The organism is Pseudoalteromonas luteoviolacea (genome assembly GCF_001750165.1).
In the GTDB taxonomy this organism is placed as follows: domain Bacteria; phylum Pseudomonadota; class Gammaproteobacteria; order Enterobacterales; family Alteromonadaceae; genus Pseudoalteromonas; species Pseudoalteromonas luteoviolacea_G.
In genome coordinates this window covers 4,580,873-4,595,189 of the sequence record NZ_CP015411.1, presented here as the reverse complement: position 1 = coordinate 4,595,189, position 14,317 = coordinate 4,580,873, and the positions used below count along the sequence as shown (strand labels likewise).

The following is a 14,317-nucleotide window of genomic DNA, read 5'->3' as shown; positions in this document are numbered from 1 at the left end:
GTGCAAGGGTTAATTCAAAGGGTCAAGTTTGCGAAAGTTGAAGTGAGTGGAGAAGTCGTTGGAGCAATTCAGCAGGGTATTTTACTTTTACTCGGTGTTGAAAAAATAGATGATGAGCAAAGTGCCGATAAGCTACTGCATAAAGTCAGTAATTATCGAATTTTTACAGATGATGCAGGCAAAATGAATTTAAGCCTTAAAGACATTGGTGGTGAATTACTCGTGGTTTCACAATTTACTTTGGCCGCTGATACAAAAAAAGGCATGCGACCGAGCTTTTCTTCTGCCGGTACTCCCGATCAAGCAAAGCGATTATACGAATACTTTGTTGAACAGGCAAAAGCGCTTGGTATTACGGTCGCGACGGGGCAGTTTGCTGCGGATATGCAGGTTAGCCTGTGTAATGATGGGCCGGTAACATTTAATTTGTCTGTCTAACGCTCAACCACGATAATATGGTTTGCATAGCCAGGCACCTGATGTATATGTGGCTTTTTTCCGAAATTAATAATAAGCAGGTGTTCTAGCTGTTTTAATTGTGATTCGTGCTCTGCAATAAAGTTGATAAATAGCACACCCTGCTCTGAAATTTTATTGCGTAGTAGGGTGTAAAACTTGTGCTGATATAAAAAACGCGGCGCATCTAATTCACTAAATAGATCCAAAATAATCCAGTCAAATGGACGGTTATGCTCAATTTCTAAGACTTTGTAGGCGTCACTGCAATTTACTTCACTGATATGGTCTCCGCCAAAATAACGTTTATAGCAGTGGATGATGTCAGGATTGTTCTCAACAGAAATCACCTGGCAATCATCATGTACGCTGTGCAGATAATCTCGTATGGCACCCGCGCCTAAACCCAATTCAAGCACGCGATTTGGGGTGGGGTATTTTTGCCATAGCTGGTCCAACACTTGCAAATGAGGGAAAAGCAAATGCTCTGGGTGATTCAGTTCAACGATTGACTGTAACGTATTGTTTATTAATAGCCAACGAAGCGTTTTTTCTTGTCTAACTTGTATGCTCGTTTTCCCGTGCTTATGCCAATATAACAAGTGGCCAAGCTCATGGCTTTGGGCTACAAAATCGTTGCTGACGGTTCCTGATTCAGTCAAAAAATCTTGCATAGTTCCATCAGCATAGACAAGGATTGAGGTAATTCCACTGTGTTTAGATGATTTTACACAATTAGTCGGTGATTTTACGTTGAACATTTCCTGTTCAGGATTTTTCTTGTAAGGTAGAACACAAAAATGGCACGCACATGGGTGTGCATCAAAAGGAGTAAATATGTTTCCAGTCATTTCGCCGCAAAGTAGCCAAGATTGGCAAGACTATTATCAATTGCGTTGGCAGGTACTCAGAGCACCTTGGGATCAACCAAGAGGCTCAGAGCAAGACGATTTAGAGCAAGATGCTGAGCACAGGTACATTAAAAATAATGAAGGCGAAGTGCTGGCAGTTGCGCGTTTACACTTTAATAATCACCTTCAGGCACAGGTGCGTTATATGGCAGTGGGCGAAGGGCACCGAGGTCAGCATTTGGGCAGCCGATTGCTACATGAGCTGGAAAAGATAGCTTGGACGCAAGATGCGCAGGAGCTGGTGCTGTTTGCCAGAGAGCGCGCTTTGGCATTTTATGAGCGTCATGGCTATAAGGTGGTTGAAAAAGCGCATCTAGCCTATGGAGATGTACAGCACTGGAAAATGGTCAAGCAAAAGCCATCAGAGCCAGGCTGGTTTAGACACCCAGATTGGACACAAGTTTTGCAAGACACGTGGCGTGAATCCATTCCAATCAGTGATGCCATGGGCATTAAAGTTGAAAGTTATACCGATTGGCAGTTTTCGACCAAAGCCGATTTAAAAGCCAATCTGAATTTGCACAATTCTATGTTTGCCGGCTCAGTATATAGTATGGCAACTTTGACTGGGTGGGGCGCAACATATTTGGCATTAAAGGAGCTTAATCTTGAAGGCGATATTGTCCTTGCTGATGCTGAAATTAAGTATCTCAAACCGCTCACGACAGCCCCAGGCGCAACGGTGACCTTATCTGAGTGTAGTGGCGAATTGACAGAACTTGAGACTGAAGGCAAGGCCAAGTATACGGTGCCGGTGAACGTGTATGATGGTGATGTATTAGTTGCGAAGTTCTGTGGTGTATTCTTTGTGAAGCGCTAGGAAAAGTCTATCCGGTCAAGCATGCCTTGACCGGAGTAAGTTTGCTTTATAGCAAGTCGGTGATGGCGATACCTAGGCCCAATCTTTGGATATGTGCGTTGTAATCGATGAGGCTTTCGCCATATCCATTGAAGTATTGCGCATAGCCACGTACGCGCCCTGTAATAGGGAAGGACCAATCTAGCTGTACAGCACCTCTATTATCACCGCCAGCATTATTGCGTAGCATCATGCCGACTTCATGGTCATTGTTAAAGCGGTAGGCACCGCTGAGTTCAAAGTAGCCCATATATTTATGAATATCCGGGTTATCATCGCCTTTTGCTAGGTTATCTTCAGGTTTCTCATCTTCTGGCAGTCGATACCAAGGTTTGAAACTAAAGACAAACCCATCATACTCCCAAATGAAGTTGGCATAGATGCGATTCCAAGAGCGTGAGTTTGGTTGGCTTCTGCCATTTGATTGATGTGAAATACCCAATACAAAAGCCATCTCATCACCCCACAAGACATTCTCGTCATCTAAAAAGTTGACCCAAAATATTTCTGGTTCATAGTTGGTTTCTCTAAAGGGAGAGGAAATATCTTTATTATACACTTGCCAATACGACTGCAGCGTAACTCCCATATAAATGGCTTGATCTTTATCTTCAAAGTCATGATAAATTGGTAGCTTTAATGAAATTTGATATTTTGCCTCTACATTATCTAGAGGTTCGCCATCTTTATTGGCTTTGTCAGAAAAACCGTCAAATGGGCGGTTATTGGGGTTTTTAATATAAGATACTGGCAAAATGTAATTTCTGTGATGAGGAGTCAGCACGTTGCGATTCTCTTCAGTGACTCGCTCTCTGGCCATACGTTTGTCAAGCTGGCTCAGTGCACTCACTTGCTGCTCACAATACTCTCGAACTTCTTTTATTGTGCGCGTATCATCTCCAGATATCGTTTGATTCAATATACATTGATTAAGTACTGAGACCTCATCTGTTGAGGCGCTTGCAGTCTGTGCACAGAAAGTCAGAAGTAAGGTTGCAGTGAGCTTATTAAAGTCCATATTTAATTCCAAAGAGAAAAGAGAGTTTCCAAACAAAATATACTGGCTACGAAAAGAGTGATAACCAAGGTTTACAGGGCGTTATATTATAAGTAAGTTGTTTAAAAGCCCAGCAGAATCCACTGAACGGTATTAAAGTAAAGAGGAGAGTGCTTAAGAAAAGCACTCAAAATGGATTAAGCATCGAGTCTCGATACAATAAAGTAAGGATTAAGGTAAGACTCTTTTTGATTATAAGTGAGCGGCGAGCCGTCCACTTGGCTGACGGTAGCTCCAGCTATTTGTGCGACTGCATGTCCAGCGCCAGTATCCCATTCGCTGGTCGGGCCAAGTCTCGGGTAAATATCGGCCTCACCTTCAGCGACTAAGCACAGCTTCAATGAACTGCCTTTAGGCACCATTTCAACATCATCAAATTGGGCAAGATAGTCTGCCAGTTCAGGGGATGGGTGCGAACGAGAACCAACGACTTTAATGGTGCCTTGATTTGGCTTTTTGGTCACCTTGAGTTCGATACGGGCTTCTCCACACTCTCTAAATGCGCCAATGCTTTGTGCTGCCAAATAACAAACGTTCAGTGCTGGTGCGAATACTACACCCATGATTGGCTTACCGTTTTCAATCAGTGCAATGTTCACCGTGAATTCGCCGTTTTTCTTGATGAACTCTTTGGTGCCATCGATTGGGTCAACCAGCCAGTATTGCTGCCAAGTTTGCCGCTCTTGCCAGCTAATGTCAGCACTTTCTTCACTTAAAACTGGAATTTTAGGCGTCAAGCGGGCAAGACCTGCGGTGATCACGCGATTGGCGGCCAAGTCAGCCTCGGTGACTGGGCTGTCATCATTTTTATAATCTACGGCAAAATCTTTGGCATAGATCTGCATGATTTCTTCGCCTGCGAGGCGAGATAGCTCGACGAGTTCTTCGAGCAGGTCAGTATCATTCATTGGTTATCCTTGCTACTGGATGATATTTTTATCTTTCAAGTAATCTATCAGTTGCTGGACGGACTGCTCAAGTGAATTCTCACCTGTGTTCAATCTTATTTCAGGGGCAACTGGTGGTTGATAGTCAGAATCGATACCAGTGAAGTTCTTGATTTCTCCAGCGCGCGCTTTTTTGTATAACCCTTTGGGATCGCGTTGCTCACAGATTTCAAGCGGCGTATCTAAAAAGACTTCGACGAACTCTCCGTCTTCTACAAGGTTTCTTACCATATCTCGTTCAGCTTGAAACGGTGAAATAAATGCTGTTAAGACGATAAGACCTGCATCAACCATCAGTTTACTGAGTTCACCCACTCGGCGAATATTTTCGACACGATCTGCGTCACTGAACCCTAGGTCCTTACATAAACCATGCCTTACATTATCGCCATCGAGTAAATAGGTATGCACACCATTTTGATGAAGTGCGCTTTCTAAGGCATTGGCCACAGTACTTTTCCCTGAGCCAGAAAAGCCAGTGAACCAAAGGATCACAGGTTTATGGCCTTTGAGCTCACTGCGATGTGTTTTTTCAACGGCATAATTATGCCAAACAATATTTTTATCCATGAAGCTATCCATTAAAAGGGAAAGACCAATGGGATCAAGGTCAGGACGGTAATAGAATAGATAATTGATAGCGGAACGCCCACCGTGACGTAGTCTTTTATACGGTAGTTTCCGGCACTATATACCATCAAGTTTGTTTGATAACCAAAGGGGGAAATAAAGCTGGCTGATGCACCAAATGCAACAGCCATAATAAAGGGGAGTGGATCGACACCAAATCCAACCGCTAACGCATAGGCAACTGGAAAAGACAGTGCAGCAGCGGCATTGTTGGTGATCAGCTCTGTAAAGACGACGGTCATCACAAAAATGGCGATGAAAGCGCCATACGGGCCAAAGTCTCCGAGTAATAAAAAGAGGGCATCAGAAAGCTGGGCAGCTAACCCCGTTTCTATCATTAATTTGGCAAGGCCAATTGCACTGCCTACAATCGCCAGTAATTCAATAGGAAAACGGCGTTTCATTTCGTTCACCTTGATGGTGCCAAGCGCAACCAGTGCAAGTAACAAAACCATCAGCCCTTTTACCAAAGGTACAATGTCAAATATCCCCAAACCAATTACAGCGGCAAAGCCTAACAGCACATTACCAGATTGCTTTTTGGTTAGGTGTGTTTGTAAATCTAAGCCCGAGATATAAACAAACTCGCGCTTTAAATCTGGTAAGTTATAAAAATCACTGCCCGGCGCTAAAATGAGTGAGTCGCCTGCTTGCAGTTTCACTTTACCAAGGCCACCTTGTAGGCGGTCATGACCGCGACGAATAGCGATAACAGCGGCATGAAACTGTTCGCGAAAGCGGATTTCTTTAATGGTTTTGCCAATGTATTTTGATGATTGACTGACCACGACTTCGACCAAGTGCTCCACGTCTTTTTCATGTTTGTCATGGACCACCTGAAGGCCATCAAAGCGACGCAATAAAGGCACAGATTTGATGTCACCGACAAACAGTAAAACGTCTCCTTGGCAGATTTCTTGTTGGGGGGTAACTGCGCATATGCGTCGTTCACCGCGGATAATTTCTGCTAGGAATAAGTCTTTTAAATCGCGAAGGCCATTCTCTTCTACAGTACGCCCAATCAATTTTGAATCGGCTGAGACCTTACCTTCTAAATAAAAGGGGACCACTTCTTGGTCTTCGGTACCGTGGTCCGGAAGAAATTTAAGCAGTAATAATATTGTCAGTAGACCTACGGTCAATGCGCCGAAGCCGACTAATGTGAAGTCAAAAAAGCCCAGTGGGGCCATACCTGCGTCAACGGCAAAGCCATTGACGATTAAATTAGTTGATGTGCCAATTAAAGTTAATGTACCGCCTAAGATTGCTGTATATGACAATGGTAATAGTAACTTAGAGGGCGAGTGTGTTTGGCTCTCTTTGATGGTGCTAATAAGCGAAGCAACGACGGCAGTGTTGTTCGTAAAAGACGACAAAAAGGCGGTAGAGAGGCCTAGTTTCATCACTGACTTGGACAAGCTGCCACTGGCAAGTGTACTGGCAAGCTTTTGTACCAAAGTGGTCTTTTCAATGGCAATAGAGACTAAGATCAACAAAATAAGCGTGATCAAAGAAGGGTTGGCGTAGTTCACCAACATAGATTCCAGCTCGATTAAACCAGTTAAATAGCTCACGCCAATAGCGCTGACAAATAACCAAGCTGGATTGAGTCGTGTGCCAAATAAGCACACGACTAAAGCGATCATAATGCCTGTTAAGATGATTTGATCAACTAGCACGTTTGTCTCCCAATAACAGGCATAACTTCACTTACTTCAACTTGCTAATATCAAGCGCTTGCCAATGTGGGAAGTGCTTGCGTACTAACGCGTTGAATTCAAGTTCAAAAGCACTGAACTCAGAAGTCGTTGCAGACTCTTCAGCCAATAGCGCTTCAATCATACCTGCACCGATGGTAAGGTTGCTGATGCGGTCAATCAGGATGAATGAACCCGTTTCGTGGTTGCTGCGATAGATATCTGCCACGATGCTTTCAGTCAGTTCAAGTGTAACGATTGCAATTTCATTTAACTGTAATTGCTCCGCTTGGCCTTGCTCCAGCGTGTTCACATCAATCGTGTGGTCAATTTTGCGTACAATGGCAGAAGTGTTTTTGCTACCCAGCTTGAAGTTGTAGTTTTTGCCCAGTACAAGTGGCTCTTCATGCATCCACACAAGCTTTGCTTGAATAAGGTTAGTCACGGCAGCGGTAGAATCCGCAGGCACAATGACATCACCACGACTCACATCAATCTCATCTGCTAATGTAATGGTAAATGCTTGGCCTGTTTGCGCTTGCTCAAGGTGGCCATCAAAAGTAACCAACTCTTTGATGGTTGAAGACTTGCCAGAAGGCAATACTTTAACCGATTGACCAGCACTGAGTGAACCTGATGTGAGCGTGCCTTGGAAACCACGGAAGTCTAGGTTTGGACGCACTACATACTGTACAGGGAAGCGAGCTTCAAAGGCATGATTTGCTTCAGCAGCAGGTGAGTCTTCAAGTAGTTCAAGTAGTGGCTTGTCAGTGTAGTAAGGCGTCTTTTCAGAGCGTGTTACTACGTTGTCGCCTTTGAGTGCAGACATCGGAATAAACTTGATGTCCGAAACATTGAGCTGCTCAGCGAACTTTAGATAGTCAGCTTTGATCTTCTCAAAAACGGCTTCGTCAAAATCAACGATGTCCATTTTGTTGATAGCAACAACAAATTGCTTAATACCTAAAGAATCACAAATAAAGCTATGACGTTTAGTCTGTACCTGCACACCGTAACGAGCATCAACCAAGATAATAGCCAGATCACTCGTTGAAGCACCTGTTACCATGTTGCGGGTATACTGTTCGTGCCCTGGTGTATCAGCAATGATGAACTTACGCTTTGCCGTTGAGAAATAACGGTATGCAACGTCAATGGTGATTCCTTGCTCACGCTCAGCTTGCAGGCCATCTACTAATAAAGCTAAGTCTAGTTCTTCACCAGCGTTACCCACTTTTTCGTTATCTTTGTGAAGTGCAGCAAGCTGATCTTCATAAATCTGGTGGCTATCATGTAGCAAGCGGCCGATGAGTGTCGACTTACCGTCATCAACGCTACCGCAAGTCATCATGCGTAATAAACTTTTGTCTTGTTGGCGAGACAGATAGGCCTCAATGCCCAGTTCTCTTACTTCATTAGCTGTAGACATTTAGAAATACCCCTCGCGTTTTTTCTTCTCCATGGAGCCTGCTGAGTCGTGGTCAATAACACGGCCTTCGCGCTCCGATGATGTGGATAGCAGCATTTCTTCGATGATGCCGGTTAATGTATTGGCTTCAGACTCAACAGCACCTGTCAGTGGGTAACAACCCAGTGTACGGAAACGTACAGACTTCATCTCAGGCACTTCACCTTCTTCAAGTGGCATACGCTCGTCATCAACCATGATCAATGTACCGTTACGTTCAACCACGGGGCGTTTGTCTGACAAATACAGAGGAACAATTTCGATGTTTTCTTGGTAGATATATTGCCAAATATCAAGTTCAGTCCAGTTAGATAACGGGAATACACGGATACTTTCGCCCGGGTTAACTTGGCTGTTATACGTATTCCAAAGTTCTGGACGTTGATTTTTCGGATCCCAGCGATGGTGCTTATCACGGAATGAATAAACACGCTCTTTTGCACGTGACTTTTCTTCGTCACGACGTGCACCACCGAATGCTGCGTCAAAGCCATACTTATCAAGTGCTTGTTTCAAGCCTTGCGTTTTCATCACGTCAGTGTGTTTCGCTGAGCCGTGTGTAAACGGGCCGACGCCCATGGCAATACCTTCAGGGTTCTTATGAACAATCAGGTCAAAGTTATATTCTTTTGCCAAGCGGTCGCGAAACTCAATCATTTCACGAAATTTCCAATCCGTATCTACGTGCAGTAGAGGGAAAGGAATCTTTGCTGGGTAAAATGCTTTACGAGCCAAATGCAGTAACACTGAAGAGTCTTTACCAATAGAGTAAAGCATCACTGGGTTATCAAATTCTGCAGCGACTTCGCGAATAATCTTTATACTTTCAGCTTCAAGTTGCTGAAGGTGGGTTAAAGCCATTGTTCGTCGTCCTACTGTTAATTAAATTAAGTCTATTAAGCTACTTGGGTAATGGGTTGTGCAAAGCTACTGATCTGCTCCGTTTGCCCAAACCATGCTAATTCTTCGTGTAGTGCAGCGACCTCACCAATGATTAATAGTGCGGGTGATTGAATATTATGCTGCTCTATTTTTGCTGCCAATTCACCGAGTGTGCCGCGGACGACACGCTGTGACTGACGTGTGCCATTTTCTACAATGGCTATGGGTGTTTCAGGTGATCTACCGTGTTCTAGCAGCTTGGCCTGAATATGTGGCGATTTAATCACGCCCATGTAAACAGCCAAGGTTTGATTTGATTGCGCAAGTCCGCGCCAATCCAATTCTTGACCATCCTTTTTACAGTGCCCAGTAACAAACTGAATGGCTTGTGCATGGTCTCTGTGTGTTAAAGGAATACCTGAGTATGCACTACAACCAGCGGCAGCAGTTATCCCCGGTACAATTTGATATTTAACGCCGTGTTTGGCCAGCACTTGGACTTCTTCGCCGCCTCGGCCATAGATAAACGGGTCACCACCTTTGATACGGCACACCTTTTTACCTTGCTTGGCGAAGTTCACCAGCATTTGGTTAGTATCTTCTTGCTTAACACTATGGTGGCCAGCTTTTTTACCAACGCAGACTAAATCGGCATCGCGTCTCACTAGCTCCATAATTTCATCAGACACTAAGTAATCATAAACGACAACATCAGCTTGCTGCATAAGTTGTAGGGCTTTAATGGTTAGTAACTCTGGGTCGCCAGGACCTGCACCGACCACATACACCTCGCCTTCTGGCGCACTAGGCTGCGTCAGCATATCGTTAAGTTGCTGCTGAGCGCCTTGCTCATCACCGACCTGTACTTTACTGACGATACTTGAATCAAACACACGCTCCCAAAATTGACGTCGGTCTGAAAAGGTATTGAAGCGTGCTTTGACTTGATCTCTGAAATCACCTGCTAATTTGGCCAATCTGCCTGTGTGATGTGGGATCAAGGTTTCTAATTTTTCTCTGATCCTACGCGCTAATACAGGTGCAGTACCGGCGCTTGAAATAGCGATGGTAATAGGGTCTCTATCAACGATAGATGGGAAGATAAAACCACATTTAGGTTGGTCGTCTACCACATTAACGAATATGTTTTGCGCGTTAGCAGCATTGAACACGGCCTTATTAACTGCTTCATTGTCAGTCGCGGCAATGATCAACATCATGCCCAGTACGTGGTGCGTATCAAAATACTCTTTAACGAGATTTAATTGACCCTGTTCTGCTAACTCGACCAGTTCGGTACAAAACTCAGGAGCGACGACAGTGACTTGTGCACGTGCTTTTAGAAATGCTTGGCATTTTCGTAAAGCGACATCGCCGCCACCGACTACCAATACTGGTTTGTCGTCTAACTTAGTAAATATCGGTAAATATTGCACAACATTCGCCCCTAAATGCATAACCTTGATGTAAGCCAACTAAAATGACTTAGTAGGAGGGCAGAATATATCGGCCTTTAAAGACAAAAAAATAATATTAACCCAAATTATATAACTAAAAGTTATATACCGACTTCGATTTGGGTTTAAGGCTTATATTTCAAGGCCTAGAGGCTAAAATGTATCCATATTAGCAACTTATAGCGATTGGTTATGAGATATAATCGAACGCACAGAGTGGAACAGATTTCATTTTGGTTATCAAAGAGTACGATTGAGGACAAATGTCCTGTAGGGGGCGCGTGTAATTTATTCTACTGGGTGTATAACAAGAGAAATTGTTTGATAGCTATTGAACCATGAGGTGGTTTAAAGTTTTAAGGAGACGTAATGAGTATAGAGCAGCAAGTTACGATGAGCGATGCAACACGCGTGCTTGAGCTAATGGATTTAACCTCGCTCAATGATGATGATACACAGCAAAGTATTATTGCTATGTTAGACAATATTGATGCACACATTGCGCTGCCTGCAGCAGTCTGTGTGTATCCCCAATTTGTTCGTTTATGCAAAATGGAGCTAGCAGCTCGTGGGTGGCAAAAGGTTAAAGTTGCGACCGTAACCAACTTCCCATGTGGTGAGCAGCCACTTGAGCAAGTGTTAGCACAAACACAGCAAGCAATTGACGATGGTGCCGATGAAATCGATTTAGTGATGCCGTATAACCAAGTGGTGGCCGGCGATCCGGATACGCCATGGCAATATGTACACTCAAGCAAAAAAGTCTGTGGTACGTTGGTGAAACTTAAAGTGATCATTGAAACCGGTGTACTTGAAAAACCAGAATTAATCGCACAAGCTAGTGATATCGCGATTCTGGCTGGCGCTGATTTCATTAAAACCAGTACTGGCAAGGTATCGGTCAATGCGACCTTGGCCGCTGCACAAGTGATGATAGAGCGTATAAAAATTAACGGCAAGTCTGTTGGGTTTAAAGCGGCTGGCGGTGTTAAAACGGTCGCTCAAGGAGTCCCTTATTTAACGCTCGCGGCTGATATAATGGGCGATGACTGGGTTAACCCAAGCATGTTTAGATTTGGTGCGTCGAGCTTATTGGTGGATGTAAAACAAGTTGTCGCACAGGGGTAATCGGCTTTTTGAGCGGAATTGATGATGTCCGCTCAATTGACGTTTTCTGTGTGTAGCCTTTTCGCTGGTATTGTACTAACTCATCAGTTTTTATAAGTAGAGACTTGATATTTTGCTCAGCCCCACCAATATCCTTCATACAATCGCAATATAACAGCGCTTATTTATGCAACTTAAGTACTTAAAAAGCGGTTTTAAATGGGTGTTTAATAACTGATAAAAAAACAAAAGTTGTGAAAATCATACGATGTATAACTTTTACACTTGTTTTCAGTTTGTTCGTCAGTATAATGGGCATCCACTTTGCAGGGGCGTAGTTCCAATTGGTAGAACAGCGGTCTCCAAAACCGATGGTTGCGGGTTCGAGTCCTGCCGCCCCTGCCACTCTATACTTTTAGTCCAAATTTAAAATAATGTGTGTTGTACTCGTCGCTTATTTATAAATTTGGATTTAATGGATTAACCCTGTCTAAGACAGGGTTGTTGTGTCTGTATTTAAGGTAAAACAATTATGAGCACTAATGTTGAAAACCCGTCTAGCTCGATGGACACGGTAAAATGGCTAGTTGCAGTTGTACTACTCACTGGCGCAGTAGTTGGTAACTACATGTATGCAGATATGTCTGCACTAGTACGCGCCGTCGGTGTTGTGGTTGCTGTGGGTGCCGCTCTAGGTATCGCTGCGACGACTGAAAAAGGTCGTACTTTTATTGCATTTGCAAAAGAATCTCGTATTGAGGTTCGTAAAGTTGTATGGCCGACGCGTCAAGAAGCAACGCATACCACTTTCATCGTAATGATCGCGACTGTAATTATGGCGTTAGTCCTTTGGGGCTTAGACGGCATTTTATTCCGCATCGTAGGCTTTTTAACAGGTTTGGAGATCTGATCCCATGTCGGATGAGAACAAAGAAAAGAAATTACGTTGGTACGTAATTCAGGCGTTTTCTGGTTTTGAAAAGCGCGTTGCTCAAACAATTATTGAGCACATTAAAATTGAAGGCTTAGAAGAAGACTTCGGTGAAGTACTCGTACCTACAGAAGAAGTTGTAGAGATGCGTGCTGGTCAAAAGCGCAAGTCTGAGCGTAAATTCTTCCCAGGTTACGTCCTTGTTCAGATGGTGATGAACGACGCGACTTGGCACTTGGTGAATAGCACACCACGTGTAATGGGCTTTGTTGGCGGTACATCTGATCGTCCTGCACCAATTAGTCAGCGTGAAGCTGATCGCATTCTTAACCGTCTACAAGAGAACGCTGAAGCACCTAAGCCAGCGACGCTGTTTGAGCCGGGTGAAGTGGTTCGTGTTATCGATGGTCCATTCGCAGACTTCAACGGTGTTGTCGAAGAAGTGGATTACGAAAAGAGCCGCTTGAAAGTATCTGTACTTATTTTCGGTCGCTCAACGCCAGTTGACCTTGAGTTCGGTCAGGTAGAGCAAGATACTTAATTTGCAGTATTTTTGTACTATTGCAAAAAATAATTGAAAAAGGCCGCTGATTAAACTATAATCAGCGGCCTTTTTGTAGGTAGACTCAGTCTGCCGCGAAAAGAAAGAATTTTTTAATCGGGAAGCCGTTTGAGTACGCGTCCTCGCGCGCACAAGGCTAAGACCCATTTAACGAGGTTATTAACATGGCTAAAAAAGTTGAAGCTTTAATCAAGCTACAAGTTGCTGCTGGTATGGCTAACCCTAGTCCTCCAGTAGGTCCTGCACTAGGTCAACACGGTGTAAACATCATGGAATTCTGTAAAGCGTTCAACGCACGTACAGAGTCTATCGAGAAAGGCGCACCAGTTCCTGTAATCATTTCTGTTTACAACGACCGTTCATTCACTTTTGATATGAAAACGCCACCTGCATCTTACCTTCTTAAGAAGGCTGCAGGTATCAAGTCTGGTTCTGGCCGTCCAAACACTGAGAAAGTTGGTACTGTAACACGTGCACAACTAGAAGAGATTGTTGAGACTAAACGTCCTGACCTTACTGCTGCTGATATGGACGCAGCTGTACGCACGATTGCAGGTTCTGCACGTGCAATGGGCTTGAATGTAGAAGGGTAATTGAGAATGGCTAAATTAACTAAGCGTATGCGCGTAATCCGCGAAAAAGTTGACGTAACTAAAGAGTACGAAATCAACGAAGCTGTTGCTCTTCTTAAAGAACTAGCTACTGCTAAATTCACTGAAAGTGTTGACGTTGCTGTAAACCTTGGCATCGACGCTCGTAAATCAGACCAAAACGTACGTGGTGCAACTGTACTACCACACGGTACTGGTCGTGAAGTACGCGTTGCTGTATTCACTCAAGGTGCTAACGCAGACGCTGCTAAAGAAGCTGGTGCTGATTTAGTTGGTATGGAAGACCTTGCTGAGCAGGTTAAGAAAGGCGAAATGAACTTTGACGTTGTTGTTGCTTCTCCAGATGCAATGCGCGTTGTTGGTCAACTAGGTCAAATCCTAGGTCCACGTGGCCTTATGCCTAACCCTAAAACTGGTACTGTAACACCTAACGTTGCAGAAGCAGTTAAAAATGCTAAAGCTGGTCAGGTTCGTTACCGTAACGACAAGAACGGTATCATCCATACTACAATCGGTAAGGTTGACTTTGACGCGAACCAGCTTCAAGAAAACCTTGAAGCACTTATCGTTGCTCTTAAGAAGGCTAAGCCTTCTCAAGCGAAAGGTACTTACTTGAAGAAAGTAAGCATCTCAACGACTATGGGCGCGGGTGTTGCTGTAGACCAAGCTACTCTAAACACGCAACTAGCGTAATTTAGATTTTAGCGTTTACATGGCGTAAAAATTAGACTATAATTTTGCG

Annotated in this window: 15 protein-coding genes and 1 tRNA gene; 8 read left to right on the top strand and 8 right to left on the bottom strand. The window is 43.9% G+C overall.

Going from position 1 to position 14,317, the window contains the following annotated elements:
• Entirely contained in the window at window positions 1–438 is a 438-nt protein-coding gene (gene dtd, locus S4054249_RS19655; RefSeq protein ID WP_046354615.1) for a D-aminoacyl-tRNA deacylase, read from the top strand.
• On the opposite strand, the gene S4054249_RS19650 is transcribed toward dtd, so the two are convergent.
• Entirely contained in the window at window positions 435–1,217 is a 783-nt protein-coding gene (locus S4054249_RS19650) for a spermidine synthase (protein WP_235611260.1), read from the bottom strand. The genes dtd and S4054249_RS19650 overlap by 4 nt on opposite strands.
• A gap of 76 nt (window positions 1,218–1,293) precedes the next feature.
• On the opposite strand from S4054249_RS19650, the gene S4054249_RS19645 reads away from it, so the two are divergent.
• On the top strand, window positions 1,294–2,187 hold the full coding sequence (locus S4054249_RS19645; protein ID WP_046354617.1) for a bifunctional GNAT family N-acetyltransferase/hotdog fold thioesterase: 894 nt from the start codon (window positions 1,294–1,296) through the stop codon (window positions 2,185–2,187).
• 46 nt (window positions 2,188–2,233) lie between these two features.
• Here S4054249_RS19645 and S4054249_RS19640 read toward each other — a convergent pair whose 3' ends face one another.
• The 7 genes from S4054249_RS19640 to cysG form a co-directional block, all read right to left on the bottom strand.
• The gene (locus S4054249_RS19640; RefSeq protein WP_046354618.1) at window positions 2,234–3,244 is read right to left on the bottom strand and encodes a phospholipase A; all 1,011 of its coding nucleotides are present in this window, start codon (window positions 3,242–3,244) and stop codon (window positions 2,234–2,236) included.
• A 176-nt stretch (window positions 3,245–3,420) separates the two neighbouring features.
• Window positions 3,421–4,191: a 3'(2'),5'-bisphosphate nucleotidase CysQ gene (gene cysQ / locus S4054249_RS19635; RefSeq protein WP_046354619.1), complete on the bottom strand. Its 771-nt coding sequence runs from the start codon at window positions 4,189–4,191 to the stop codon at window positions 3,421–3,423.
• A gap of 12 nt (window positions 4,192–4,203) precedes the next feature.
• On the bottom strand, window positions 4,204–4,800 hold the full coding sequence (gene cysC, locus S4054249_RS19630; protein ID WP_046354620.1) for an adenylyl-sulfate kinase: 597 nt from the start codon (window positions 4,798–4,800) through the stop codon (window positions 4,204–4,206).
• An 11-nt stretch (window positions 4,801–4,811) separates the two neighbouring features.
• Window positions 4,812–6,506: an SLC13 family permease gene (locus S4054249_RS19625; protein WP_046354642.1), complete on the bottom strand. Its 1,695-nt coding sequence runs from the start codon at window positions 6,504–6,506 to the stop codon at window positions 4,812–4,814.
• A 64-nt stretch (window positions 6,507–6,570) separates the two neighbouring features.
• Window positions 6,571–7,986 carry a sulfate adenylyltransferase subunit CysN gene (gene cysN / locus S4054249_RS19620; protein ID WP_046354621.1) on the bottom strand — a complete coding sequence of 472 codons (1,416 nt, stop codon included), beginning with the start codon at window positions 7,984–7,986 and terminating at the stop codon, window positions 6,571–6,573.
• Entirely contained in the window at window positions 7,987–8,886 is a 900-nt protein-coding gene (gene cysD, locus S4054249_RS19615) for a sulfate adenylyltransferase subunit CysD (protein WP_039611464.1), read from the bottom strand. It abuts the gene before it with no gap.
• A gap of 35 nt (window positions 8,887–8,921) precedes the next feature.
• A complete protein-coding gene (cysG, locus tag S4054249_RS19610) occupies window positions 8,922–10,343 on the bottom strand; it encodes a siroheme synthase CysG (protein WP_046354643.1) in 1,422 nt (473 codons plus the stop codon).
• 390 nt (window positions 10,344–10,733) lie between these two features.
• On the opposite strand from cysG, the gene deoC reads away from it, so the two are divergent.
• The 6 genes from deoC (at window position 10,734) to rplA (ending at window position 14,268) form a co-directional block, all read left to right on the top strand.
• Window positions 10,734–11,492, top strand: coding sequence for a deoxyribose-phosphate aldolase (gene deoC / locus S4054249_RS19605; RefSeq protein WP_230851884.1), 759 nt, complete (start codon window positions 10,734–10,736; stop codon window positions 11,490–11,492).
• A 307-nt stretch (window positions 11,493–11,799) separates the two neighbouring features.
• Window positions 11,800–11,876, top strand: a tRNA-Trp gene (locus S4054249_RS19600).
• A 127-nt stretch (window positions 11,877–12,003) separates the two neighbouring features.
• The gene (secE, locus tag S4054249_RS19595; RefSeq protein ID WP_046354622.1) at window positions 12,004–12,381 is read left to right on the top strand and encodes a preprotein translocase subunit SecE; all 378 of its coding nucleotides are present in this window, start codon (window positions 12,004–12,006) and stop codon (window positions 12,379–12,381) included.
• 4 nt (window positions 12,382–12,385) lie between these two features.
• Window positions 12,386–12,943: a transcription termination/antitermination protein NusG gene (gene nusG, locus S4054249_RS19590; protein WP_023400588.1), complete on the top strand. Its 558-nt coding sequence runs from the start codon at window positions 12,386–12,388 to the stop codon at window positions 12,941–12,943.
• Window positions 12,944–13,128: 185 nt separating this feature from the next.
• Window positions 13,129–13,557, top strand: coding sequence for a 50S ribosomal protein L11 (gene rplK, locus S4054249_RS19585; RefSeq protein WP_010387320.1), 429 nt, complete (start codon window positions 13,129–13,131; stop codon window positions 13,555–13,557).
• Between the two features lie 6 nt (window positions 13,558–13,563).
• The gene (rplA, locus tag S4054249_RS19580; RefSeq protein WP_023400587.1) at window positions 13,564–14,268 is read left to right on the top strand and encodes a 50S ribosomal protein L1; all 705 of its coding nucleotides are present in this window, start codon (window positions 13,564–13,566) and stop codon (window positions 14,266–14,268) included.
• The last annotated feature ends 49 nt before the right edge of the window (window positions 14,269–14,317 follow it).

Excerpts from the sequence above, each read along its gene's own strand:
- S4054249_RS19650 (WP_235611260.1), bottom strand. The coding sequence starts at position 1,217 with ATGTTCAACGTAAAATCACCGACTAATTGTGTAAAATCATCTAAACAC.
- S4054249_RS19645 (WP_046354617.1), top strand. The coding sequence starts at position 1,294 with ATGTTTCCAGTCATTTCGCCGCAAAGTAGCCAAGATTGGCAAGACTAT.
- S4054249_RS19640 (WP_046354618.1), bottom strand. The coding sequence starts at position 3,244 with ATGGACTTTAATAAGCTCACTGCAACCTTACTTCTGACTTTCTGTGCA.
- cysQ (WP_046354619.1), bottom strand. The coding sequence starts at position 4,191 with ATGAATGATACTGACCTGCTCGAAGAACTCGTCGAGCTATCTCGCCTC.
- cysC (WP_046354620.1), bottom strand. The coding sequence starts at position 4,800 with ATGGATAAAAATATTGTTTGGCATAATTATGCCGTTGAAAAAACACAT.
- S4054249_RS19625 (WP_046354642.1), bottom strand. The coding sequence starts at position 6,506 with ATGATCGCTTTAGTCGTGTGCTTATTTGGCACACGACTCAATCCAGCT.
- cysN (WP_046354621.1), bottom strand. The coding sequence starts at position 7,986 with ATGTCTACAGCTAATGAAGTAAGAGAACTGGGCATTGAGGCCTATCTG.
- cysD (WP_039611464.1), bottom strand. The coding sequence starts at position 8,886 with ATGGCTTTAACCCACCTTCAGCAACTTGAAGCTGAAAGTATAAAGATT.
- deoC (WP_230851884.1), top strand. The coding sequence starts at position 10,734 with ATGAGTATAGAGCAGCAAGTTACGATGAGCGATGCAACACGCGTGCTT.
- secE (WP_046354622.1), top strand. The coding sequence starts at position 12,004 with ATGAGCACTAATGTTGAAAACCCGTCTAGCTCGATGGACACGGTAAAA.
- nusG (WP_023400588.1), top strand. The coding sequence starts at position 12,386 with ATGTCGGATGAGAACAAAGAAAAGAAATTACGTTGGTACGTAATTCAG.
- rplK (WP_010387320.1), top strand. The coding sequence starts at position 13,129 with ATGGCTAAAAAAGTTGAAGCTTTAATCAAGCTACAAGTTGCTGCTGGT.
- rplA (WP_023400587.1), top strand. The coding sequence starts at position 13,564 with ATGGCTAAATTAACTAAGCGTATGCGCGTAATCCGCGAAAAAGTTGAC.